This window comes from Acinetobacter gerneri DSM 14967 = CIP 107464 = MTCC 9824 (genome assembly GCF_000368565.1).
Lineage (GTDB): Bacteria > Pseudomonadota > Gammaproteobacteria > Pseudomonadales > Moraxellaceae > Acinetobacter > Acinetobacter gerneri.
On the sequence record NZ_KB849544.1, the window covers coordinates 462,659 to 487,171 of the forward strand.

A 24,513-nucleotide genomic window follows, 5' to 3' on the forward strand; every position below is an offset into this window, starting at 1 on the left:
AGAAATTTACCCTCATCCTAAGCCTCTCCCAAAAGGTGAAAGGACTTTTATATAGGGTCTGTTGGCATTTCAAATTGGTTGCGACGCTGAGTATTTTTTAGATGATATGAGGCGTAGATTGAGAAATTTAGTGATCTAAATGATCAAGCTACAACGAAATAGCATCAAAAAATACTCTCGTCCCACAGGGTTGTAGCTAAAATTCTCTCAGGCTTCGTTACGAAATTTGAAAATGGTCTCGCCATTCTCTGCATTTCGTGCCTTGCCTGCTCAATTTTAGCTAACAACGCAATTCAGTTGTGAAATGTCAACAGACCCTAAGCTTTCAAAATAACAAATGATTATATATTTTCGATTGATAAAAAAACCATTAGCTAAGAAATAGAAAAACCTATTACTTAGTAAAAAAATGTTTTAACTTTGTATACATCATAAATTGTCATATAAATTTCTTAATTGAATGCGATATTAAACTCAGTGAACTAAGCAAATGAAACACCATATTTTTAGGATTAGATATCAGGTGTGGATATGGATCTCAATACGTATATCATCAACAAATTTAAAAATTTTAATGAATACCTAGAAACCCATTGGCAGACTCACCCCTATAAATATAAAGAAATTCAAACATTGTTGTTTTTTCAGTCCTACGCAACTTTAGAATTGATTGAACGATTTGATATAAAAATTAAAGAATCTTTGGACTACCCGACCCTCAGTTATTATTATCATCGTATTGAAAAATATATAAAAATACCAACCAAAGAACTTTTCCCAAATTCATTTCACCGCCCCTATCATCAAATTTTGAATGAACTCAAATATTTATCTTTTTATCAGCATCCGACTGAAGTCATAAAGAAAATAGAACATCTCCATGATATCTACCAAAAAATCGCACTGCCAAATTCTAGCTTTCAAATTTATAGTGAAATACATGATTTATTACAGATCACATTTGCTTATCTAAGCGATAAAAATATTCATATTGAGCAAAAAAATAAGCTCATTTATCAATGGCAAGACATTCAAAATCTAGAAACGGTTTCAGCATATAAGTCTTTAGAAAAAATTGCCTATACACTTTCCTGCTTTCAGCAAGAAAGTAAAGCAGATCAATACTTAGCGCTGATTCAAGAAAGTGAAAATCATCGAATCGAGTTTAAAGAAAGAACCACCGATTTATTGACCCATAAGAAATCGGATAAATGGGTAAAAGCATGTTTTGGTTTTATGAATACCCGCAAAGGTTATGTTTTCATCGGCATTTCAGACGATCAACAAATCGTCGGTGTAGAACAAGAATTAAAAGACCATTTCAATAATTCATTGGATTTGATGAAACGTAGTTTGATCGACAAACTCGCGCATGAAAGCCAAAAAATTTCAAATATCTATACCATTTTGGAAGATATAAAAATCAAAGATAAAACAATTTTAGTCTTTAAATGCAATAAAGCCGATCGACCACTTTATTATAAAGGTGAGCTTTATATGCGAACCAACAGCCAGACGACACGAGTGCCGCCTGAACTGATTGAATTGTTTAGAGAAGAGTTTTATTGTTAAACCGTCCATCCAACAATAATGCATTACGTTTAATTAAAATAATTTTGAATCTGAGCCAAAATTGCATCTTTTGCAGTCTTATTCATCAAAGAATCTTCACCTTGAGAATGTGAATCGATCTGACTTCCTTTAAACTGCCATTCTGCATCATAGATTTTGCCATCTTTTTGCACAGCAGGATCTACATATTTTTCATAATGACTACCATCTGGATTTATTGCATAAATCACGTTATAGCCCGCTATTTTATCAAGCTTCCAGTCACTTTGATTGAGTGATGAATAGGTCTGTGCAGCCCAATCTTGTAGCGTAGTACTGTCCGAAATGGATTTATCATCAAAGAAAATCGTATTATCACTTGAAGTATATTGCTTGAGTAAATAAATATAAGAACCTTCAGGGAATACCGCTGTGGTATTTCTAAGTGCATTATATGCAGCAATTTTTTTATCAGAAGGCATATAAGTAGAAGTGGTATCCAAATAATAACCAAAACTATTAGGCAAATATTTATAACCTATATATGTAACATTTGGATCGCGTTCCAAAATGATAGAAATCGGTTGTCCAGAAACATCGACTTTGTTATATGCCATTTGTGACGAAGCTACAGCCAAGTTACATTGATCATTAAAATTTGAAAAAGTCAGCGAAGTATTTTCTACACTCTGCACATATTTTAAAGGCCAACCCAAACTTGTACGCACAGCATCATTACTTGTAAACAGACCATTATCGTTCAAAGCATATTGAAAAAAGTTTTCGTAAAATGCACTTGGATCAGTATCAGGCAAATCCAAAGTATTTACATTTTCATAAAAAATATTATTACTCAACGTATAAGTATATAAATTTAAGTACTGCGTATTTGTGTTTTGATTTTGAATCATTATTTCATACACAGGATAATCATTTTCAAATTTATAAAGCGCTTCAGAAAACATCCCCGCATCATTAATTTTGCTCAGCCCTGTCGGAATCCCCTTATTACATGCCACAGGTGTAACGACATTTGTATCTGTTCCACCCGCCCCATTATTTAGACTTGTGGTATCGGAAGAAGAGCTCCCTCCTCCACAAGCAGTTAAAAATAAAGTCAAAGACGCTAAAAAAATAGTCTTATTCACTCTCATATTCCCCAAATCGCATTTAAATCATTGTTCTTTATATTTTTAAAATGAAAATACTATAAAACTGATCATGTTATTTTTAATCTCGATCTAAATTTTGCTTGCGCTATATCGACTCTAAATTACCATCGATAAACATAGCACCCCAGCTAAACCTAGCAATAAACCCAAAATAGTTGAAATTTTCAATTTTTCTTTAAATATAAATAAACCTGCAACTACGCCAAATAACACCACTAAAATATTCATGCCCGCAAAAACAACAGCTGGTGAATCTTTAAGTAAAAGATGTGCTTTGACATAAAGCGCAATATTAGCAAAGTTTAACAAGCCTAAAAATAGACCTGCATATAAGTTTTTTACTTGCCAAACCGTTTTGCTCATAATCAAAAATAAAATTGAAATAACAAAAGCAAAAATAAAACTTAGATTTAAGCTAACAGCAAATTGCAGACCTAAATTTGTTGTGTATTTTAATAAAATATCAACCAGTGCATAGCCGACCCAAACACTCAGTAAAAATAAACTTCCTTTGCGCGTTGCTACTTGCTCTTGACCTGAGTGTGCAAACAAAATACACAGTACTGCTGCTATTCCTAAAATGATGCCAATGATTTTAAGTTGGCTAAATTGTTCTTGAAATAAAAAATAAGCTGCGAGTAAAGATAAGACCACGGATAAACGCTGAGCGATTTCCGTTTTTAATATACCTGCTGTTTGCAGTGATTTTGCCAGTGCCAAAAAAATACTCGGTAATACCATACCCAATACTGCAATCAACCACCACGGTGTATCAGCAATCGAAATATGCGCCAAATCAGGCTTAAACCATGCAAAGCACATGACACTTGCAATCGCATAGTTCCATGCAATCATTTGCAATGCATCATACCCATGCTTTTTTGCAAATTTGAGTAAAATGGAAACGAAAACACTGCATAGTGCTGCTGCGAAAATCAGGGTCATGATACTCTCGGTCTTTACTTGGTATTCTATTTAAAGAAAATTTAAATCAAAGAAAAGCCCACAAACGTGGGCTTTCTATTATAAAAAGTGCTGCTTATTTAGCATTTACAGACTTATTTATAACGATCAACCATTTTCTCTAAAGAAATTGGACGAATTTTGTCAGCATTTCCAGCTGTACCAAATGCTGTATAACGATCGATACAGATTTGTTTCATCGCTTCAATGGTTTGACCAAAGAATTTACGTGGATCGAACTCACTTGGTTTTTCAGCCATCATACGACGCATTGCGCCAGTAGATGCCAAACGTAAGTCAGTATCAATGTTGATCTTACGTACACCATGTTTGATCGCTTCTACAAGCTGCTCAACTGGCACACCGTAAGTTTCTTTGATATCACCGCCGTATTGGTTGATGATCGCTAACCATTCTTGAGGAACAGAGCTAGAACCGTGCATAACAAGGTGAGTATTTGGAAGTGCCGCATGAATTTCTTTAATACGGTCAATCGCCAAAATATCACCTGTAGGTGGACGAGTAAACTTATATGCACCGTGAGAAGTACCCACTGCAATCGCCAAAGCATCAACATTTGTATCTGCTACAAATTGACGAGCTTCTTCTACAGAGGTAAGCAGTTGAGAATGGTCAAGTACACCTTCTGCACCGACACCATCTTCTTCGCCTGCCATACCTGTTTCAAGGCTACCCAAACAACCGATTTCGCCTTCTACAGAAACACCACAAGCGTGCGCCATTTCAACTGTGCGACGAGTTACATCAACGTTATATTCATAAGATGTTGGTGTTTTACCATCAGCGCCTAAAGAACCATCCATCATCACTGAGCTAAAACCCAATTGGATAGAGCGTTGGCATACATCTGGACTTGTACCATGATCTTGGTGCATTACCACTGGAATGTGTGGCCATTCTTCAATCGCTGCCAAAATAAGATGGCGTAAAAATGGTGCGCCTGCATATTTACGTGCGCCTGCCGATGCTTGCACAATCACAGGTGAATTGGTTTCATCTGCGGCTAACATGATGGCACGCATTTGTTCTAAGTTGTTTACGTTAAACGCTGGTACGCCGTAGTTGTGTTCGCCGGCGTGATCCAAGAGCTGGCGCAATGAGATAAGAGCCATAATATCCTCCCAGGTAATGCCGCATATTCTACCCTGTGATGTATTTCAATTCAGCAACATTTCGTCAAATTTCAAAAAAAATCCCTGCGTTTGCAGGGACTTTTACAAATAACAACAAATCAGCTTATTTTGTGGTCATTATTTTGCTTTTGGTTCATCAGCTTCAGTCGCTGGAGTCGCCTCTTCAGCTGGAGCATCAGCAATTGAAGCTGGTACATCTTGGTTCTTTTCATCAAGAACAGGCTTATCGAGTGAGTCGATTGCTTTTTGTTGTTCTGGTGTCACTTGGTCTGAATCAGAAACTGCAGCAGAAGCTTGTTCAGATGCAGGCGCTTTATCTTGTTTAGAACATGCAGTCAAAGCCATTGATGCAAAAATTGTAGCTGCAAATATAAGTTTTAAATTCATCACATTGTCCGAGATTGGTGATTTAATGTCACCAATTTTATTTCAGATATATGACATTTTTATGACTCCAAAATGAAAAGGCTAACTCGAACGTTAGCCTTTTCACTTAAATGTCATATTTGACTCAAAATTCAAATTTGACATTTTCATTGTATGGATAAAAAGCTGATCAGATTGAATCTAATAAAACTTTTTATTCTACGAATTTATGCGCGTTCTAAAAGAACAGCAACTGCAGGTAAAGTTTTACCTTCAACAAATTCTAAGAATGCACCGCCACCAGTTGAAATATAACCGATTTTGTCTGCAACATTGTATTTATCAATCGCAGCTAAAGTATCGCCACCACCAGCAATCGAGAATCCTTCTGACTCAGCAATCGCAAGCGATAATGTTTTAGTCCCTTCGCCAAATTGATCAACTTCAAATACGCCTACTGGACCATTCCAAAGAATTGTTTTTGAAGTTTTTAAAATTTCAGCAAATGCTTGAGCAGTTTCAGGACCAACATCTAAAATCATGTCGTTATCAGATACGTCTGCAACATTTTTCACAGTCGCTTTAGCTTGAGCCAATGAACCCAAGAAATCATCAAAATTGATTTCAGAAGCATCAGCCACAACAACATCAGTCGGAAGTGGAACTGAAACTTTTGCAGCGATTGCTTTTGCAGTGTCGATCAAGTCTTTTTCACATAATGATTTGCCGACGTTATATCCAGCAGCTGCCAAGAAAGTATTGGCAATACCGCCACCCACGATCAATTGATCACAAATATCTGAAAGTGAAGTCAAAACATCAAGTTTTGTTGAAACTTTAGAACCTGCAACAATCGCAACCATTGGTTTTTCAGGTGTTTTAAGTGCACGGCCAAGCGCATCAAGTTCTGCTGCAAGCAAAGGACCTGCTGCTGCAACTTTTGCCAAACGTGCAACGCCTTCAGTTGAAGCTTCTGCACGGTGTGCTGTACCAAAAGCATCCATCACGAATACATCACAAAGTGCTGCATATTTTGCTGCAAGATCAGGATTGTTTTTCTTTTCACCGACATTAAAACGGCAATTTTCAAGTAAAACAACTTGACCTGGTGCAACATCTACACCATCTAAATAATCAGTAAAAAGTTTAACGTCTTGCCCCAAAGCTTGAGTTAAATACGCTGCAACTGGCGCTAAAGATTGTTCTGGTTTTGGTTCACCTTCAACAGGACGACCAAGGTGAGAATAAACCATTACCGCTGCACCTTTTTCTAGTGCAAGTTTAATTGTCGGTAATGCCGCACGCAGACGCGCATCGCTAGTAATCTCACCATTTTTAACAGGGACGTTTAAGTCTTCACGAATAAGGACACGCTTGCCTGATAAATCGAGGTCAGTCATACGCTGAAAATTCATGTATTGCTCTCTTATTAGATTTAAAAATCGCGTAGATTCTAAATGATTATGCTAAAAAAGGTTAGCTACTTTTGTAGAAATGCTGTAGAAATTTTTGGATTTGATTATGATAGAGTGAATTTTCCAATAATACATCGTTATGTCTATACATCCAGATCCAGCCATTAACCGTTTAAATGTTTTGGGCGAACCATTGTCTAGCTGCTGTTTTGATCCAATTACAGGCTATTTCCGCAATGGGTTTTGCCATACTGCGACCACTGATCTTGGTCAACATACGGTTTGCGCACAAATGACTTCAGAATTTTTAAGTTTTTCACAAAAAACTGGCAATGATTTGATTACACCATTACCTGAAGTCGGCTTTCCAGGTCTAAAACCGGGAGATTTTTGGTGTATCTGCGTTACGCGTTGGGTTGAAGCTTACCAAGAAGGTTTTGCGCCACCAGTGAAAGTTCAAGCTTGTCACCAAGCGATGCTGTCCTATGTGCCTTTAGATGTGATCATGGAATATGCCGTCTAATGCAAATACCTGACATCATCTTGGCATCAAGTAGCCAGACCCGCAAAGATTTAATGGATCGTCTCAAGCTCAGTTACCGTTGTATTTCACCTGATATTGACGAATCTCCTCAAGGGGAAAGTCATGCAGATGATTTGGCGCAGCGCTTGGCTTTTGAAAAAGCGCGTGTCATCTCGGAGCAATTTCCTGATGCGATCATCATCGGCTCTGATCAAGTAGCTTGGCGAGAGCATGCGCCACAATGCTTTATCGGAAAGCCTTTAAGCGTAGAAAATGCCATTCAACAGCTTAAAGCCAACTCTGGTCAAAATGTATATTTTAGTACAGCGCTCAGTGTCCAACAGAAATCGACTGGTTTTGAGCAGACTTTGGTTGAACATTATCATGTTAAATTTCGTGACCTTTCACATGAAGAAATTGAACGTTATATACAACTAGACCAACCCTTACATTGTGCTGGTAGTTTTAAATGCGAAAGTTTAGGGATTAGTTTATTTGAACAAATGATTGGGCAGGATCAAACAACATTGATGGGCATGCCAATGATCCAATTGTGTAAAATACTTCGAAACTTAAGTATAGCTCTACCTTGAGCTATACTTTGTTTTACCCTATATTGATCACCATAAATAATTCAAATTTACACTTTTATGAAAAAAATATTACTTAGTTTGAGTATCTTGTTGTCCTGTCTAAGTTTTTCAATAGAAGCTAGCTTTGCTCAAAATCAGCTCGAAACAAAAATCACAAAATCAGAAAATCAGAAAAACAAAATTTAATTGATGATTGGGTAGATTATAAATTAATTGAATATCAAATGGATGCATATTTAAATCAACAAAAAACTCCTGCAGCTGTCCTTAACGATCCAAATACTGAGGCTTATGCTGAACACATTCAACAAGATTTTAAACAGTATACACAGCAGTACAAAAATAGTTATCAGCAAATGAAGCCTCGTACAGCCGAAATGCGGACTATTATTGAATTTGAATTGCGCTACCTAGATCTCACTTCAGAGCTGATGTTCAACCCCAAATATGACGAAAGCAAGCAAAGTCCAAATCCTGAAAGGCAAGTTCTAGTTAAACAATACGAAGTATTAGTAGAACAAATTACCGAGATGAAATCGGAAATGGAGCTAAGAGTACTCAATTACCAAAAAAGTTTAAGGTAAAGTTACTTATAAATATCAATTATTTGAATTAGATTTAAAATGAATAAATTTACGCTCTTATCATTGCTAATCCTAACTTTATTCAACTCAGCTTATGCAGCTCTAAATGATCCAGCTCAAAATAAAGAAAAAATTACGCAAGAAATCAATCTTGAAAAAAACATATCAGAGGATTGGCTAGATTATAAAATCTTAAATTTCCAATACATAAAAAAGCAAAAAGAGAATAAAGCATTTATCCAAAAGAATAAAATTACAGATGATGAACCCGAAATTTTAACTCTAGTTGATCAACAACTTAAAAGTTCACGAGATTTTCTATTGCAGGAAATCCAAAAATCTCATCCCCAAACCTTTGAAATGAAAGAGCTCTTTTCTGTTTATAGATCTTTTATAGATGCAAATTATTTATTAGATCTTGATTTTAACCATCATTTGATAAATCAGGCACATTTAAAAAATCTGAGTGAGCTCCAAAATAAAGTTGATTATTTAGCCAATAAAATTGAAACTAAATTTTTGCACTACCATCTCCAAAATAAGCTACAAAATTCAAGTTATTTAAATGATTGGCTTGAGTATAAAATCACCATACAACAAATTTCTGATGATAATAAAAAAGATAACCAACAACGTATGCTAGAAAAAAATGCCCTTAACCTCGAACAGGTTAGACTATCTATAAATGATTCGTCAGAAAAAACGGTTCGACGCTTATCTAGTTTACAACCCAAAACGACTGAAATTCATCAACTCATCAATCTCAAAATCAAAGATGTTCTATTACTGAATCAAATCGTTCAAAATCAGAGCCCAAATACTGAGGAGCAAATTGAATTATTTGAACTCGGCAATAAAATTGAAGATCAAGAACAACTTATCGAAGAAAAAATAATTAATCATTTAAAGCAATCCGAAAAATAAACAACTATTGCAACTTGCTTCCACTTCAATCAAAAGTGACAATAGCATAACTTTGCGATACTTAAATTTACTTAGGCTATTTCTATGTCCCAAGCACTTGATGTTTTAGGTGGAATCACCGCTGAACAATTTCTTGCCGAATATTGGCAAAAAAAACCATTACTCGTCCGCAATGCTCTCCCAGAAATCATCAATATCTTAGAGCCAAATGATGTGCAAGAATTGGCGCTCGATGAAAATATCACCGCTCGTTTAATCAAACAAAAAGACAAAGACCCAAATCAATGGAGTGTGAAAACATCTCCACTGACCAAAGGCGATTTCCAAAAAATACCAAAACTTTGGACATTGTTGGTACAGGCGGTTGATCACTACTCTTTCGATTTGGCTGAACTTTGGAAAAAATTTCCATTTATTCCACAGTGGCGACGTGATGACATCATGGTGTCTTATGCACCTAAAGGTGGTTCTGTAGGTAAACATTTTGATTTTTATGATGTATTTTTAGTACAGGGCTATGGTCAACGTCGTTGGCAACTCGGTCAAATGTGTGATGGAGATACTGATTTCGTTGCAAACCAACCTTTAAAATTGTTGCCTGAGATGGATGTCAATTTTGATGAAGTGCTCAATCCAGGCGATTTACTCTATGTGCCACCGGGTTTGTCACATTACGGCGTAGCTGAAAATGACTGTTTAACATTTTCTTTTGGCTTCCGTATGCCAAATATCGCAGAAATGTTAGATCGGACCTGTGACAGATTGGCAGATAAAGACCAATTTAAGCGTCCTTTGATTGATATTTCACGTGATAAAATTTCTCAAATTGGTGAAATTACCCAAAACGAACTCGAATATTTGAAAGCTGAAATCATTCAACGTCTACAAAATACCACTGAACTTGATGATGCCATTATCAGTTTAATGTCAGAGCCGAAATATCCTGAAAATATTCCTGAACCAGATGAAATCATCATCGATGATTTAGTTGAAATATTAAATGAAGGTTACGAGATTTTATTGGAACCTGCTTCACGTTTATTGTATACAGAACAAGACCACCAAATCCTGTTCTGGGCAAATGGTGATGCGGTATGCCTATCTGAAAACTCTGTAGACAAACTAAAAGATATTGCTGATGGAAAAATCCTAAAATTTGATCAGAATTTCAATGATCCTGATATTTTAGAAGATGTTTTAGAACTGATTAATGAATCGGTATTGATGCTTTTACCCCCAGAAGAAGCTTAATTAGATCTCCAATGGCGGGCAAAGATGCTCGCCATTGCTTTATATTTTTTTATTATCAAACATTCAAGCACTTCTTGCTCTTTCAAATCACATTAAGATCGTATTCTTCAATACATAAATACTCGCTAAGCATTTGCATATAATAAAGAATAATTCTTAACACTAACAAATCATCACTTGAGCTAAGCATATATTGTTGGTCATCATAGCGACTTATACGTAAGGATAATTAAATCAAATGGCAAGCCCTGCGCAATCGATACGACATAAACTGCTCAATACTTTTTTTTCACGACATTCTGTTTGGTTCTTGTGCATCTTTATTGCACTGTATTTAACATGGATTATTTTCTTTCATGAAAGCCATTATATTTACTATTTCTTTTCAGATACATTCTTAAATGTCATTTGGCTGATTACGATAGTGCTCTCAATTGTGGGTTTTTATGATGTGCTGCAAAGCCACCATTCGATCCTCAGAAACTATCCAATTATGGGACATTTCCGCTTTCTTTTTGAAGAAATCCGCCCTGAAATTCGTCAATATTTCATCGAAGATGATGAGGACTCTCTCCCTTTTTCACGTTCGCAAAGAAGTCTCGTTTATCAACGTGCAAAAAATGAAAATGCAGATAAACCTTTTGGTTCTATCATTGATGTTTACCAAGAAGATTATCGTTTTCTCACCCACTCTTTAACGCCTTGCCAACCAGCTGATCCTGCTGGATTCCGTATTCGTATCGGTAATGATCAATGTACGGCACCCTATAGTGCTGCGATCATGAATATTTCTGCTATGAGTTTTGGTAGTTTAAGTGCCAATGCGATTCGTGCCTTAAATAAAGGTGCTGCGATGGGTGATTTCTATCATGATACAGGTGAAGGAAGTTTAAGCCCTTATCATCTTGAAAATGGTGGGGATATCGTTTGGGAAATTGCCAGTGGTTACTTCGGTTGTCGTACTTTAGATGGTAAATTCGATCCTGAGAAATTTAAAAAACAAGCTGCACTTCCTCAGATTAAAATGATTGAGATCAAGCTTTCTCAAGGCGCAAAACCGGGTCATGGTGGTATTTTACCAAAAGATAAAATCACAGATGAAATTGCACAAATTCGTGGCGTAAGCAAGGATGAAGACTGTATTTCTCCAGCTAAACATTCTGCATTTAGCACGCCGATTGAAATGATGCATTTTATTAAACAATTACGTGATTTATCTGGTGGTAAACCTATTGGTTTTAAATTGTGTATCGGTCATCCATGGCAGTTTATGAGCATTGTTAAAGCAATGTTAGAAACCAAAATCGTTCCTGATTTTATCGTTGTCGATGGTTCTGAAGGCGGTACAGGAGCTGCACCCGTAGAACTCCTCAATCATATGGGTACACCTTTAAGAGAAGGTCTACTTTTTGTACATAACACCCTCGTCGGTGCTGGTTTACGTGATCAAGTGCGTATCGGTGCCAGTGGTAAAATTATTTCGGCTTTTGATATTGCCAGTACCCTTGCTATTGGTGCCGATTGGGTCAATAGCGCACGTGGCTTTATGTTTGCCGTGGGTTGTATCCAAGCGCAAAGTTGTCATACCAATCAATGCCCTGTCGGTGTAGCAACTCAAGATCCGCAGCGTCAAAAAGCACTCGATGTGCCAACCAAAGCGGAACGTGTTTACAATTTCCAAAAGAACACTTTAAAAGCTTTGGCTGAGTTGATTGCTGCCGCTGGTATGCAACATCCGTCAGAAATTAAACCACACAATTTGGCACAACGAGTCAATGATCGCGAAATTAAAAACTACGCTCAATTGCATTTCTTTTTGAAGCAAGGCGAGCTATTAAGTTGTGAAAATAAAGATGAAGAAAATTTCTATTTCCGTATGTGGAATATGTCTTCAGCTGAGAAGTTTTAATTTAACAGCCTAATTGAACAAGACCATTGTTTAAAAGACAATTTTAAAGCACATGTTTAAGCGCAATTTTGTGATCTTATTCATGTGCTTTTTAACAAAAATAATGCCTTATTAATTATTTGATTTTTTTAAATACTTTGATCTAGATCTCATTTTTAGATGCTATATGACATTTTCGTAATATAACTGTCATAAATCAGGATCAAACTGCGCTACAGATTTAACAGCAGTTGATGACAAAAATGAATAATCAAATATCAGCATCATCCCCCACAACTTTAACAGATCACACTCCACCTGCAATCAATGTCAATCGACCACAGCCCAAATGGTTTAAATATCTTTTTGCAGCAGTGATTATTGTTGCATTGACGTATATTGGTATACATTTAACTGAAGATCTAACTCATGTCCCGCCACTCAGTACAATTTCATTTCTGATGTTGGGCTTAGCACTGATCACTGCTCTAGGCTTTGAATTTGTAAACGGTTTTCACGATACCGCAAATGCAGTCGCTACCGTTATTTATACCAATGCCCTACCTGCTCCTATTGCGGTGATTTGGTCTGGTTTCTTTAACTTTGTCGGCGTACTCGCCGCTTCTGGTGCAGTTGCTTATGGAATTATAGCCTTACTCCCTGTTGAATTGATTTTGCATGTCAACAGTGCCGCAGGCTTTGCAATGGTTTTCGCGCTTTTATTGGCAGCGATTATCTGGAATTTGGGAACATGGTTCTTTGGTATTCCTGCTTCAAGTTCGCACACCATGATCGGCTCAATCATCGGAGTCGGCATCATGAACCAAATTATCAATTCTGGTCAAACTGGTGTCAGTGGTGTTGATCTTGAACAAGTCGTTAAAGTACTGAAAGCACTGTTATTTTCACCGCTCATAGGCTTTATCTGTGCGGGGCTTTTGTTTATCGTTTTAAAATTCTTTTTAAAGAAAAAACAAGAAAAATTATTTGATGCACCTGAAGCCAATAAGCCACCTCCATTTTTTACCCGCTTAATGTTGATCCTCACTTGTACTGGGGTAAGTTTCGCACATGGCTCAAATGATGGTCAAAAAGGTATGGGACTGATCATGCTAATTTTGATTGGGATTGTGCCACTCGCTTATTCACTCAATAAGACCATGGACGGCAAAGATGTACAAGCCTTTGTCAATGCATCTGAAAAAACTGCTTTAATCTTGTCTCAAAATCAAACATCGATGCAAGATGCTTCAGCACGCCAGATTTTGACCACGTATATTCAAACGCATCAAGATAACCCTCAAGTGATTTCGGCTGTAGCGAGCTTGTCCAATAGTCTAGGTCAATCTGTAAGCGGCTATAAATCTATGTCTAAAGTGCCTGAAGATGAAACAGTTAACTTACGTAATGACATGTATCTCAGCAGCGCAACATTAAAATCATTAGATAAAAATCATAAATTTGATCAAATGAGCACTGCTGATAAAGCCGTGATTAAAGATTATCGCAGTCAGTTGGACAAAGCGACTCAATACATTCCAACATGGGTAAAAGTAGCCGTTGCTTTGGCACTAGGGCTTGGAACGATGGTTGGTTGGAAACGAATCGTAGTGACTGTCGGTGAAAAAATTGGTAAAACACATCTCACTTATGGCCAAGGTGTTTCTGCCGAATTGGTTGCGATGGGAACGATTATGGCAGCCGATAAATTTGGTTTACCTGTCAGTACCACTCACGTTTTAAATAGTGCTGTCGCGGGGACCATGAGCGCCAACAAATCTGGGCTACAATGGTCAACTGTGAAAAGTATCCTGATGGCTTGGATTCTGACTCTACCTTGTGCCATGATTTTATCAGCAGCACTGTATTGGATTTTACTCAGTTTTACTCGCTAGTATGTGACAGACATAAAGTATAAATACAAAAATGGCGATCATATGAATCGCCATTTTTATTTTGATTATTTGAATTGAAATAACATCAATCTTTTAAAGATCAATAATAATCTTCAGCAGATTGTGCATGTAAAAATGCAGGAATCAGCCCCGTCAATGCAGCTCGTATATCTGGGCGTTCATTGATCAATTGATGAGAGCCTTCTTCTAGCATAAGCAAAGTTTGTAATCTGAACTTTTTACGAATAAATTCAATATTATAACGCCAATCCACAGTTTGATCCTGTGCACCTTGAGCCAGCCAGACAGGTATGCGACAAGCTGGGCGATTTTCCATTTCCTGCATCCATCGCGACATGGCTAAAATCCAATCCATACCCATCATACGAGGCTGTAAAGGATCTTTTAAACGCACAAAACGCAGAAATTCAGGATTGTGATTGTTACGGCGGAAATGTCGTGGCACTTCTCTTTTGATACGACGAATAATGCCTAACCCTATCGAGTTGTGCCACCAAGCCGATTTTGCAGGGCGAATCAACGGTGACAATAACAATACACGTTGCACAATCGGGTTACGGCGTTGTTCTGCAAATTCGAGTAAATGATGCATCCAAATCGCACCACCTGTACTTTGACCGATACCCAACCACGGTTTAGGTAACTGATCCGCTTGTTTAACGTATTGATAAACAGCATGTAAAACTTGTTGATAATGATCAAAATTTTGAATATTTGCTGGAGAACCATTACTCAAGCCATGACCAGGCAAATCAAAGGTCAAAACGCTAAAACCTTGATCTAGCAATTCACGAATAATCGGTTGATAAATCCCACTATGTTCAAGATAACCATGCAGTAAAAAAACACTACCTTTCACATGATCAAGACGTGGTTTAAACACTTGCACATGCAGTTTAAACAACGGCATTTCAACAAAGCCCTGCCAATGCTCAGCTTCAAGCTGATCTAAACCATATAAGCGCTGATAGGCTTGAATCTCTTTACTCGGCAAATACGGACGATTTAAGTTTAAAAGCTCAAGTAATGCTGGAGTTTCATCACGACTGGGTACAGGTAAATCAAGTTGTTTTAAAATCGTCGGATTTAAAAAAGGAATATCAGGCATTAAGGCACCTCTCGACAACCGCCTGAGCCAAACATGACATCACGAATCGTTGCCAACATTTCATAGTTAGCTCGACGACTGTGATCATAGTTTTGCTCACTCGGAAGCCATGATGTCAATGTGGTTGGCATAGTTGCAATCACTGGAATGGTTTCAATTCCATTTAAAGCAAACAAACGACGAGTACGAGGCATATGATAACGATCTGTGACCAAAAGTACTGTCGGTGCACCACCTTGTTTTTGTAATAATAAAGAACTAAATCGAGTATTTTCACAGGTATTCATACTTCGATTTTCTAATAAATTGGCATCGACTCCACGCTTTGCTAACCAAGCCTGCATATACGGAGATTCAACACCACTCAATACAATTGGTAAATGAGTTTTTGCTTCCACTTCTAAGGTTTTTTCTAAACGCAAACGGGTATATTTATTGATCACGATATCTTTTTGGTTGTCTGCCAAAGTCAAACCACCACCCAATACCACGATAGCATAAGGTTTATTTTCGATTTTAGTTTTTTCATTATTTTGCTGATTGATATAAGCGATATCCTTGTATATCTGGCTATCTACAGCATGCTCTTGTTCTTTTTGAACTTTATGCGTTTTTAGGTAATGCTCATATTGTTTCATCAATTCTTTGTTATCTTCATTCTCAACATCAAGCAAATCTTGCAAATTATTCAAAATATTTGCGGCTGAAATAGCCGTTTGCGCATCAAAAGAAAGTTTTGGAGTTGTTTTATTGAGCATTGGCACAACAGGTTTATCCTGTTCTTCTTCATCTTCCTTTGCTTCGTCATTGATTTTTTTTTGCAAATCCAAATAACGTGCATGCAAAATGGTGAGATCTTGCGCCTGCTGATTTTTGATTGATTCTTCCATGACTTTTAGATAAGCCTGACGTGCAATCCAAAGATCTGAACCGGGCTCATAATTTTGTATTTCGGTCAAAGCCGCATTTTCCTGACTTTTAGCCGCAACTTTATCGACTTCAACAGGAACAAAGGTATTTAAAGCTTTGACAATGAGATTTGAATAAAAAGGGGTATATAAAAAAACAATAAAACAGCCGAATAGTACAAATAGTATCGCAACTATCCGAACTAAACGTACCATCCAATGCTGTTTCATAAATTATCTCTTGTGGGGTTGAATCAAACCTGAATAGTCAAATAAAACAGGTTCAGGTTCCAAATTTATATTAAATTTCTCATAAACATCATCTTGTACAGCACGATAAGTTGCTTTGACATCTTCAAGTTTAGCATCGGCATAATTGACTAAAACCAAAGCTTGTTTATGAAACATCCCTACATTTCCAAGTGTCTTGCCCTTCCAGCCAGCTTGGTCGATTAACCAACCTGCAGCAATTTTGACTTGATCATGTGGCTGAGGATAATGAGGCATATTTTCATGTGATTTTGACAGTTCAATAAAATCAGTTTGTGAAATCACAGGATTTTTAAAAAAGCTTCCGACATTGGCAAATTCTTTAGGATCGGGTAATTTACTTTGTCTAATTTTAATGACTTGATTTTGCAAGTTTTCTGCCGTTTCATCTTGCCCCACAGCTTGCTTTAAATCACCATAATTTAACTTTAATTGAGCTTTTTTCAAGAGTTTAAATGTTACATGACAGATCACATAACGATTTGGATCATCTTTGAAAATACTGTGGCGATATGAAAATGCACAATCTTGAGCAGAAATCGAACTAAATTTTTCGAGTACGCGATCATATACTTCAACAGATTGGATAAACTCACCCGCTTCTACACCATAAGCACCAATATTTTGTACTGGAGATGCGCCCACCAATCCGGGAATCAAAGCCAAGTTTTGCAAGCCATAAGCCTGATGAGCCGTACTATAGAGTACAAAATCATGCCAAACTTCACCTGCGCCCACACGCCAAGTGACGCTTTGACCATCTTCAGCAAGTGCTTCTATCCCCTGAATATCCATGTGTATAACCAAAGCATGAATATGTTCAGGTAACAACATATTGCTACCACCTGAAAGAATTAAAACATTTAATTGTTGTTGTTGAGCAAATTGTAGAGCATCAAGCAGATCTTGTTCTGATTGAATTTTCACATAAAATTCAGCAATAGCATCCAAACTCAAGGTATTAAAAGGTTTGAGTTGCACCTTTTTTAAAATATTCATCTCATTAACCTTATGCTTTGCTCTGCTGTTTAAAAATGTGAACCCAAGCCAAACTACTTGATTCGCATTGATTGATCACTCGTTCAAAACCATCTTCACCGCCATAATAAGGATCAGGCAAAGCTTGTTTTGGATAATCTTGATCATGCTCGCTCATCAAGGCAACTTTGGCTCGAATTTGATTTGATGAAAATTGCTGTAAAGCGGTTTGTTCAAGTAATTTTATATCAGATAAATTTTCCATATCCATCGCCAAGATCAGGTCAAAGTCAATAAAATCTTGTAGCTGAATTTGGCGAGCACGTAAGGCTGATAAATCATAACCACGTTTTTTTGCATGTTTTTGACTACGCTGATCAGGCACTGCATTTGGGTGATAGTTGCTGGTCCCTGCAGAATCTACTTCAACATTGAGCTGATGATCATCACAATAATGTTGCAAAATCACTTCTGCCGTCGGCGAACGACAAATATTTCCTAAGCACACACATAACACCTTATATGGCGTTTGGGATGACATAACGACCTCAAAAGTACATTTATTTTATGAATGCTTATGTTAAGTTATTTAGGCAACGAATCCTATAGCGCGCAAAAACAATAATGTTTATTTTAAGATGACAGATCAAGGATAAAGCAGATGAGCCATTTCCAATTTCAAACTGTGTCAAATATTATTTCGGGTCTTGGTACTGTTCAAGAATTAAAAAATATTTTAACCGCACAAAGTTTTAAGAAAATACTATTGGTCACTGATCCGGGCATGGTTCAGCACCAATTGCATTTACCGATATTGGAAATTTTTGAAGCCGTAAAATTGCCCTATGCGATTTATTCTGATGTGCAAGCCGATCCTCCTGAACATATCGTGCTCAGTGCTGTTGAATTTGCGAAGCAACAACAAGCTGATGTAATTATCGGCTTTGGCGGCGGAAGCTCGATGGATGTTGCCAAAATCATCGCAATCTTGGCTGATCCTAAACAAAATCAAAACATCCAAGATATTTATGGTGTTAACAACGCCAAAGCACCACGTCTACCTTTGATTTTAATTCCAACCACAGCGGGTACGGGTTCGGAAGTCACACCTATTTCCATCGTCACCACAGGTGAAACCACCAAGACAGGCATAGTTTCGCCGATTTTATATGCAGATGTTGCGATTTTAGATGCAACTTTTACTCAAAATTTGCCTGCTCAAATCACAGCAGCTACAGGCATTGATGCGATGGTACATGCCATCGAAGCCTATACCTCAAAAATAAAAAAGAACTTTTATGCAGATATGCTCGCCAAACAGGCTTTACAACTGCTCAATAAAAACCTCAAACGTGTATTAAAAGATGGCACTGACCTTGAGGCACGGCAAAATATGCTTATCGGCTCAATGCTTGCAGGACAAGCCTTTGCCAATGCACCCGTCGGCGCTGTTCATGCACTCGCCTATCCTTTGGGTGGACATTTTCATCTCTCTCATGGGCATACCAATGCGCTAGTCCTAACTGAAGTTCTCAAATTTAATGCGCCAAATGCCAAACAACACTATGCCGAATTGATGCAATGGCTCGATCCATTTAGCAAAGGCAGTACAGATGGGCTATGCGATTTATTTGTGGATCATATGCAACGCCATTTGGATGAAAGTGGCTTAACACTTAAATTGAAAGAACTGGGTGTACCCAAAGATAAACTTCAGATTTTGGCAGATGATGCGATGTTACAAACCCGTTTATTGCAAAATAATCCGAGAGAACTAGCAAATGCGGATGCATTGAAAATTTATCAAGAAATCTATGAATAAGTCGCTGTATTCTCTTATGATGAAAATACATTGCCTATAATCTAATCATTAAGTTGTTCATTTTTTGTAATTTCACATATCTGAAAATAAATGTAAGCATTTGTATATATTCAGCATATTTAATTTTACTAAAAAATGGCAGCTTAATGCCCCCAACTCGACTTCATTTTTTTATTTTAAAATTAAACTATTTACTCTAAAATTTCGCTAAATACACGGATTATTTCTATTTTCACAGCGGATATAACAAGATGAAAACTCTTAAAGTACTTCTCCCTGTTGCACTTTTATCAGTTGCGGGTCTTGCTCAAGCAGCAACTTCAGACGGTAAAACTTTTGCAGTTTCTGCGGGTTGGTTACATGTTATGCCACAAGGTTCTGCCCAAGGCGTATATGGTGAAACACATTCCCCACTTCCTGTTTCTTATCCTTCAGCACCAAGTGCAGGATTTGAAGTTCAAGATGCAGATACTGGCGGTGTAATGCTTGACTACTTTGTCAATGACAATGTGTCTTTGGAGCTTGTTTTAGGTGCACCACCTAAAATGGAACTTGCTGGTAAAGGTCACATCACAGCGCTAGGCAAAGATGTGCTCAACCTCAACAATTTTGGTAAAGCGGCTACAACTGATGCTTATACACCAACATTTACAGGTCGTTATCACTTCGGTTCGATCAACAACAAATTCCGCCCTTATGTCGGTGCTGGGATTATGTATGCACATTTCTCAGATGTAAAAACTGACGGTGCTTTAAATACAGCGCTTGAAAACTCTGTATTGGGTTCACAAGGTTTAGGTTTAAAACCAACATTAGGTAAAGTAAAAGTTGATGATGCTGTTGCTCCTGTTGTAACACTTGGTGCCGACTACAACATCACTAAAGATTGGTTTGCTACAGCATCTGTTTCTTATGCACACCTTTCAACCAATGCAAAAATCAATGTAAATAGCGGCTTAACCAATACCACTATTTTATCTGGTCAAAGTGAAATCGAAATCAACCCGATCGTAACTTACCTCGGTTTGGGTTACCGCTTCTAATCCAAATTTGGATACATAGCATAAAAGGCTACTTATACATCATGAGTAGCCTTTTTTATTAGGGTGTGTTGACATTTGCAGTATGGAACTTAACCTACAATGGTAACCAAATAAATATACAAGCAAGAGCGACAGCACTTTGATAATTACGCTTTAGCTTGTCATATCGAGTTGAAATTCCTCTAAATTGTTTTAACCTACAGAATGAATTCTCAACTAAGTGCCTGATTTTATAGATATGCCAATCCATATGATCATTGTTAGACTTAGTGTTTGATTTTCTAGGAATATTTGACTTAGTTTTTGTTTGCTCAATTTGAGTCCTGAAGTTGTCTGAGTCATAACCTTTATCAGCACATAATATTTCTGATTCAGTTAAATCTAATTTTGATACCAGATCAGGGGCTATCTTAATATCATGGGAAGTTCCATCTGAAATAATAAACTCAATGGGATTACCATTAGAATCAACTGCTAAATGTATTTTTGAACTATTACCACCGATACTTTTGGAAATATCTTGATTATTAATACCTGAAGAATGCTGGTGTGCCCGTACGTGGCTACCATCAATAAATATCCATTCTTTATCAGCATGTTTACTAAATAATTTAAAAATATTCATAAACTTATCATTTTTAGACCAACGATTGTATTTCTTAAAGATAGAGTTTGGCTTACCAAATTCTTGAGGTAAATCTCTCCAAGGACAACCTGTTCTGATACGAAATAGAATAGCTTCGATAAAATTTCTTAAATTTAGTTTGAGATAAATATTAAAGTGACGGAAAATAGAAAGTAACTTAGACCAGTGTTGATCATTCAGCATTGTACGAGGCATAGCGGGGGTAAAATTGGGTTTGGCGATTTAATTTTACTATCTCGCTATTTTTTTAGGCAACAAATGTCAACAGACCCTAATCGTCTTTTTTAGCTGAAAATTGATGGAAATATCATTGAATAAAAACAACTAAAAATCTATGCTGATAAAAACTTTTATAATGAATCAGTATGAAACCAGCGATTAAAACACGTGAACAATATCATTTTTTATTTCCAATCCAAACTCGTTGGGCAGACAACGATATGTATGGGCATGTCAATAACGTCACCTACTATAGTTATTTCGATACAGCAGCCAATGCACTTTTGATTCAAAAAGCTGCTTTTGATCTTAGAAATTCTAAAATTATCGGTTTGGTTGTCGATTCTGCTTGTAGTTTTTTGCAAGAACTGTCATATCCAGAAATCATCGAAGTTGGCGTTGCAATCAAAAAAATAGGAACAACATCCTTAACTTATGATTTGGCGATCTTTAAACAAGGTCAAAATGATGCATCTGCACAAGGACATTTTGTCCATGTATTTGTTGATCGTGAAACACGAAAAAGCACCCCGATCCCCGTAGAAATGCGAGATGCTCTAACAAAATTTCAAATTAAGTAACCTGAAAATCAGCATTCAAAATCTATTTTTTAAAATAGACAATAGCGTTTTTTTAATAAAATAAAAATGATCAGGTATTTGGGTAAAAGTATCATACGGTCCCATTTGCCGTGAATAATTTAATTTACCTTGCGTAGACAATCTTTCTTACTTTGTTTTCGGACAAATGAGAAATATATTGCGCAAGAAAACCATTGTCGAACAAATGGGCATACATCCCTGTAACCCTTGTTCGACGGACGGCATCCTGCCTTTATTACAATTTTTATTACACTTTGAAGCAAAATAATTAGAGTATAAATTTACGCAAAAGATGACTTATGCAAGAACTCTAATGAATGCTCATTTGTTCTGATCTAAACATCACTATCAAATTTCAACACAGCCTAAACCATAGCTGGATCGCTGACCGAGTCTTCACCGATTTCCACACGACCTGCAAAACGGCGATAAAATTTTGCATCTTGACTACAAGTCACAGCAAAGTCATACCACTGCCAAGATTCTTTTAATTCCCAATGCTGGCTCAGAGTCTGCCCCGCTTTCACTGTGATTTTTAGAGGTGCATCTGTTCGATATACAACAGGGCTAATGCTCAACTCTAGATCTTTTGTGCCTGTATTATTGAAATCTGCATAAACATTGCCATTGGCGATATCATAACAAACACGAATTTCAGGATTGATTTGCAGATCTTGATTACGATTGAGATCACCTTTGAAATGTCGTAAGAAACCATTTGGTCCCATTACCCAAAGATCATATAAACCTTGATTGTCTTTTTTGACATTCCAAACATCATCTAGTGTTTTCCCTGCCTCAAGAATATAGCGCTTCGGTACTTGTTCTAGGTTCAATCTGTCATAAACATGCAATACTGCACCTTGCGTCCCTGTATTTGAAAATAGCAATTTTACCGTACCATCATTTTGACAGCGTGCACTGGTATGTAGCTCATAAGGCAATGCCTTTGAACGGCGAATACCACTGCTTTGAATAGGCATTTTCAAATCTGTTGGAATTGGAACATTTGGCAATTTTTGCTGTGCTGAACGTAATTGATCAGCCTGATCACGACTTTGCTTACCATTCAATTCGGGTAAAACATCTTCATTTGGATTTTTAAAGTTAAATGCAGAAGTTAAATCACCACAAATAGCACGGCGATATGGGCTGATATTGCTTTCTTTTACCCCAAAACGCTTTTCCAAGAACATCAGCACAGAGGTATGATCGAATACTTGTGAATTGACGATACCACCACGACTCCAAGGAGAAATCACAAATAATGGGACACGTGGACCCGGTCCATATACAGCATTGTCTTTTTTCGGCTGGCTGGTGCTGCCAAGCGGTGCATCATGTTGATAATATTCATATTGCATATCCGCTTCACTTAAGGTCGATTTACCTGCATAACTTTTATCGTCTAGTAAAGTCGGTGCTGAAGGTGAAGGAACATGGTCAAAATAACCATCATTTTCATCAAAATTGATTAAAAATACTGTTTTACTCCAAACTTCAGGTACAGCCGTCAATGCATCTAAAATTTCTTGAATAAACCATGCACCTTGTACTGGGCTTGAAGGTCCTGGATGTTCACAATAAATCGAAGGCGCATTAATCCATGAAACTTGCGGTAATTTTCCAGTTTTTACATCATTTTTAAAGGCATCTAAAAACTCTTCAGGTTTATTGCCCGGTAATGTATTTGCGATCCCTTTATACAATGGATTTTGAGCATTATCAGTTGAAGCATCATAAGCTTTATACGGCAATTTTTGAGCTGCTGCGTTATATGGACTATTTGGCGCACCACCGCTAGAGACTGGATAACCAGAAGCAATGTTAGCTTTTTTAAATGTTCTAAATGCACCCAACATGTTATCGCCCCATTCATCAGGCATATTTTGATAACAAATCCAGTTGATGCCTGCTTCCTCTAAGCGTTCAGCATAGGTTTTCCACGTATAACCCACATCGACATTTTTTGGATCACCATCAATCCAGTCCCATTCATTATTGACAAAGGCGGTACTGGTCGGCACTGCACCATTGGTTCCTGTCAAATGAAATGAACGATTTGCATCTGTGCCTGTATGCATCGAGCAATGATAGGCATCACAAATGGTAAAAGCATTTGCTAAAGCAAACTGATAAGGAATTTCCTGTTCCTTAAAATAACCCATCGCATAATCGGTTTTATAGGTTGGCCATTTTGACAGTCGCCCATTGTCCCAAGCCTTTTGACTATCGACCCAAGTATGATTCGTGCCGGGTGCTCGCTGTGCATTATTGCTCGTGCCATCCAAATGAAATGGCGTTAAAACCGCACCATTACTACGTTGTTGCTGCCAAACAGTACGACCATTTGAAAGTGGAATGGTAATACGATCTGCAAATCCTCGTACCCCCTTTAAAGTCCCAAAGTAATGATCAAATGAACGATTTTCCTGCATCAGGATCACAACATGTTCGACATCCTGTATGGTGCCTGTTTTATTATTTGCAGGGATAGCCAGCGCTTTTTGTATACTGGCTGGAAATGCAGACAGTGCTGCTGCGCCAAAACTGGTTTTAATGGTATTTGCTAAAAACTGACGACGATTGATCACGATCTATTCTCCTTTGATTCTAA

Annotated in this window: 22 protein-coding genes; 11 read left to right on the forward strand and 11 right to left on the reverse strand. The window is 37.2% G+C overall.

Annotated features, from left to right (window positions below):
- Positions 1–531 precede the first annotated feature (531 nt).
- Entirely contained in the window at positions 532–1,572 is a 1,041-nt protein-coding gene (locus F960_RS13455) for an AlbA family DNA-binding domain-containing protein (protein WP_004866040.1), read from the forward strand.
- A gap of 29 nt (positions 1,573–1,601) precedes the next feature.
- Here the strand turns inward: F960_RS13455 and F960_RS13460 are convergent, their stop codons facing one another.
- The 5 genes from F960_RS13460 to F960_RS13480 form a co-directional block, all read right to left on the reverse strand.
- A complete protein-coding gene (locus F960_RS13460; RefSeq protein ID WP_004866045.1) occupies positions 1,602–2,699 on the reverse strand; it encodes a hypothetical protein in 1,098 nt (365 codons plus the stop codon).
- A 120-nt stretch (positions 2,700–2,819) separates the two neighbouring features.
- A complete protein-coding gene (locus tag F960_RS13465) occupies positions 2,820–3,668 on the reverse strand; it encodes an EamA family transporter (RefSeq protein WP_004866046.1) in 849 nt (282 codons plus the stop codon).
- A gap of 113 nt (positions 3,669–3,781) precedes the next feature.
- Positions 3,782–4,819: a class II fructose-bisphosphate aldolase gene (fba, locus tag F960_RS13470; protein ID WP_004866047.1), complete on the reverse strand. Its 1,038-nt coding sequence runs from the start codon at positions 4,817–4,819 to the stop codon at positions 3,782–3,784.
- Between the two features lie 138 nt (positions 4,820–4,957).
- Positions 4,958–5,227 carry a hypothetical protein gene (locus tag F960_RS13475; protein ID WP_004866048.1) on the reverse strand — a complete coding sequence of 90 codons (270 nt, stop codon included), beginning with the start codon at positions 5,225–5,227 and terminating at the stop codon, positions 4,958–4,960.
- Positions 5,228–5,433: 206 nt separating this feature from the next.
- Positions 5,434–6,621: a phosphoglycerate kinase gene (locus F960_RS13480; protein WP_004866049.1), complete on the reverse strand. Its 1,188-nt coding sequence runs from the start codon at positions 6,619–6,621 to the stop codon at positions 5,434–5,436.
- 139 nt (positions 6,622–6,760) lie between these two features.
- On the opposite strand from F960_RS13480, the gene F960_RS13485 reads away from it, so the two are divergent.
- From F960_RS13485 to F960_RS13515, 7 genes are all read left to right on the forward strand, one after another.
- Positions 6,761–7,144: a DUF2237 family protein gene (locus tag F960_RS13485; RefSeq protein ID WP_004866051.1), complete on the forward strand. Its 384-nt coding sequence runs from the start codon at positions 6,761–6,763 to the stop codon at positions 7,142–7,144.
- Complete coding sequence (locus F960_RS13490) at positions 7,144–7,737, forward strand: Maf family protein (RefSeq protein ID WP_004866052.1); 594 nt, start codon at positions 7,144–7,146, stop codon at positions 7,735–7,737. Before F960_RS13485 ends, F960_RS13490 begins: the two co-directional genes overlap by 1 nt.
- Before the next feature lie 224 nt (positions 7,738–7,961).
- Positions 7,962–8,321: a hypothetical protein gene (locus tag F960_RS13495; protein WP_004866053.1), complete on the forward strand. Its 360-nt coding sequence runs from the start codon at positions 7,962–7,964 to the stop codon at positions 8,319–8,321.
- 39 nt (positions 8,322–8,360) lie between these two features.
- Positions 8,361–9,245 (forward strand): hypothetical protein, encoded by an 885-nt coding sequence (locus F960_RS13500; protein WP_004866054.1) that lies wholly within the window; start codon positions 8,361–8,363, stop codon positions 9,243–9,245.
- Positions 9,246–9,329: 84 nt separating this feature from the next.
- Positions 9,330–10,496, forward strand: a complete 1,167-nt coding sequence (locus tag F960_RS13505) for a ribosomal protein uL16 3-hydroxylase (RefSeq protein WP_004866055.1) — start codon at positions 9,330–9,332, stop codon at positions 10,494–10,496.
- A 238-nt stretch (positions 10,497–10,734) separates the two neighbouring features.
- Positions 10,735–12,405: an FMN-binding glutamate synthase family protein gene (locus F960_RS13510; protein ID WP_004866056.1), complete on the forward strand. Its 1,671-nt coding sequence runs from the start codon at positions 10,735–10,737 to the stop codon at positions 12,403–12,405.
- Between the two features lie 242 nt (positions 12,406–12,647).
- Positions 12,648–14,279, forward strand: coding sequence for an inorganic phosphate transporter (locus F960_RS13515; RefSeq protein ID WP_004866057.1), 1,632 nt, complete (start codon positions 12,648–12,650; stop codon positions 14,277–14,279).
- Between the two features lie 100 nt (positions 14,280–14,379).
- Here F960_RS13515 and F960_RS13520 read toward each other — a convergent pair whose 3' ends face one another.
- From F960_RS13520 to F960_RS13535, 4 genes are read right to left on the reverse strand one after another with little or no spacing between them, the layout of a single operon-like run.
- A complete protein-coding gene (locus F960_RS13520) occupies positions 14,380–15,408 on the reverse strand; it encodes an alpha/beta hydrolase (RefSeq protein ID WP_004866058.1) in 1,029 nt (342 codons plus the stop codon).
- Positions 15,408–16,547, reverse strand: a complete 1,140-nt coding sequence (locus F960_RS13525; protein WP_004866060.1) for a YdcF family protein — start codon at positions 16,545–16,547, stop codon at positions 15,408–15,410. The genes F960_RS13520 and F960_RS13525 overlap by 1 nt, the downstream gene beginning before the upstream one ends.
- 3 nt (positions 16,548–16,550) lie before the next feature.
- Positions 16,551–17,585, reverse strand: coding sequence for a UDP-N-acetylmuramate dehydrogenase (gene murB, locus F960_RS13530; protein WP_004866062.1), 1,035 nt, complete (start codon positions 17,583–17,585; stop codon positions 16,551–16,553).
- A gap of 10 nt (positions 17,586–17,595) precedes the next feature.
- Entirely contained in the window at positions 17,596–18,105 is a 510-nt protein-coding gene (locus F960_RS13535) for a low molecular weight protein-tyrosine-phosphatase (RefSeq protein WP_004866064.1), read from the reverse strand.
- Positions 18,106–18,225: 120 nt separating this feature from the next.
- Here F960_RS13535 and F960_RS13540 point away from each other — a divergent pair, with 120 nt between their 5' ends.
- A complete protein-coding gene (locus tag F960_RS13540) occupies positions 18,226–19,386 on the forward strand; it encodes an iron-containing alcohol dehydrogenase (protein ID WP_004866066.1) in 1,161 nt (386 codons plus the stop codon).
- Between the two features lie 251 nt (positions 19,387–19,637).
- Complete coding sequence (locus F960_RS13545) at positions 19,638–20,429, forward strand: OmpW/AlkL family protein (protein ID WP_004866068.1); 792 nt, start codon at positions 19,638–19,640, stop codon at positions 20,427–20,429.
- A 94-nt stretch (positions 20,430–20,523) separates the two neighbouring features.
- On the opposite strand, the gene F960_RS13550 is transcribed toward F960_RS13545, so the two are convergent.
- Positions 20,524–21,270, reverse strand: a complete 747-nt coding sequence (locus F960_RS13550) for an IS5 family transposase (RefSeq protein WP_004855273.1) — start codon at positions 21,268–21,270, stop codon at positions 20,524–20,526.
- A 170-nt stretch (positions 21,271–21,440) separates the two neighbouring features.
- Here F960_RS13550 and F960_RS13555 point away from each other — a divergent pair, with 170 nt between their 5' ends.
- On the forward strand, positions 21,441–21,875 hold the full coding sequence (locus F960_RS13555; protein WP_004866070.1) for an acyl-CoA thioesterase: 435 nt from the start codon (positions 21,441–21,443) through the stop codon (positions 21,873–21,875).
- 386 nt (positions 21,876–22,261) lie between these two features.
- On the opposite strand, the gene F960_RS13560 is transcribed toward F960_RS13555, so the two are convergent.
- Complete coding sequence (locus F960_RS13560) at positions 22,262–24,490, reverse strand: phosphocholine-specific phospholipase C (protein WP_004866071.1); 2,229 nt, start codon at positions 24,488–24,490, stop codon at positions 22,262–22,264.
- Between the last annotated feature and the right edge of the window lie 23 nt (positions 24,491–24,513).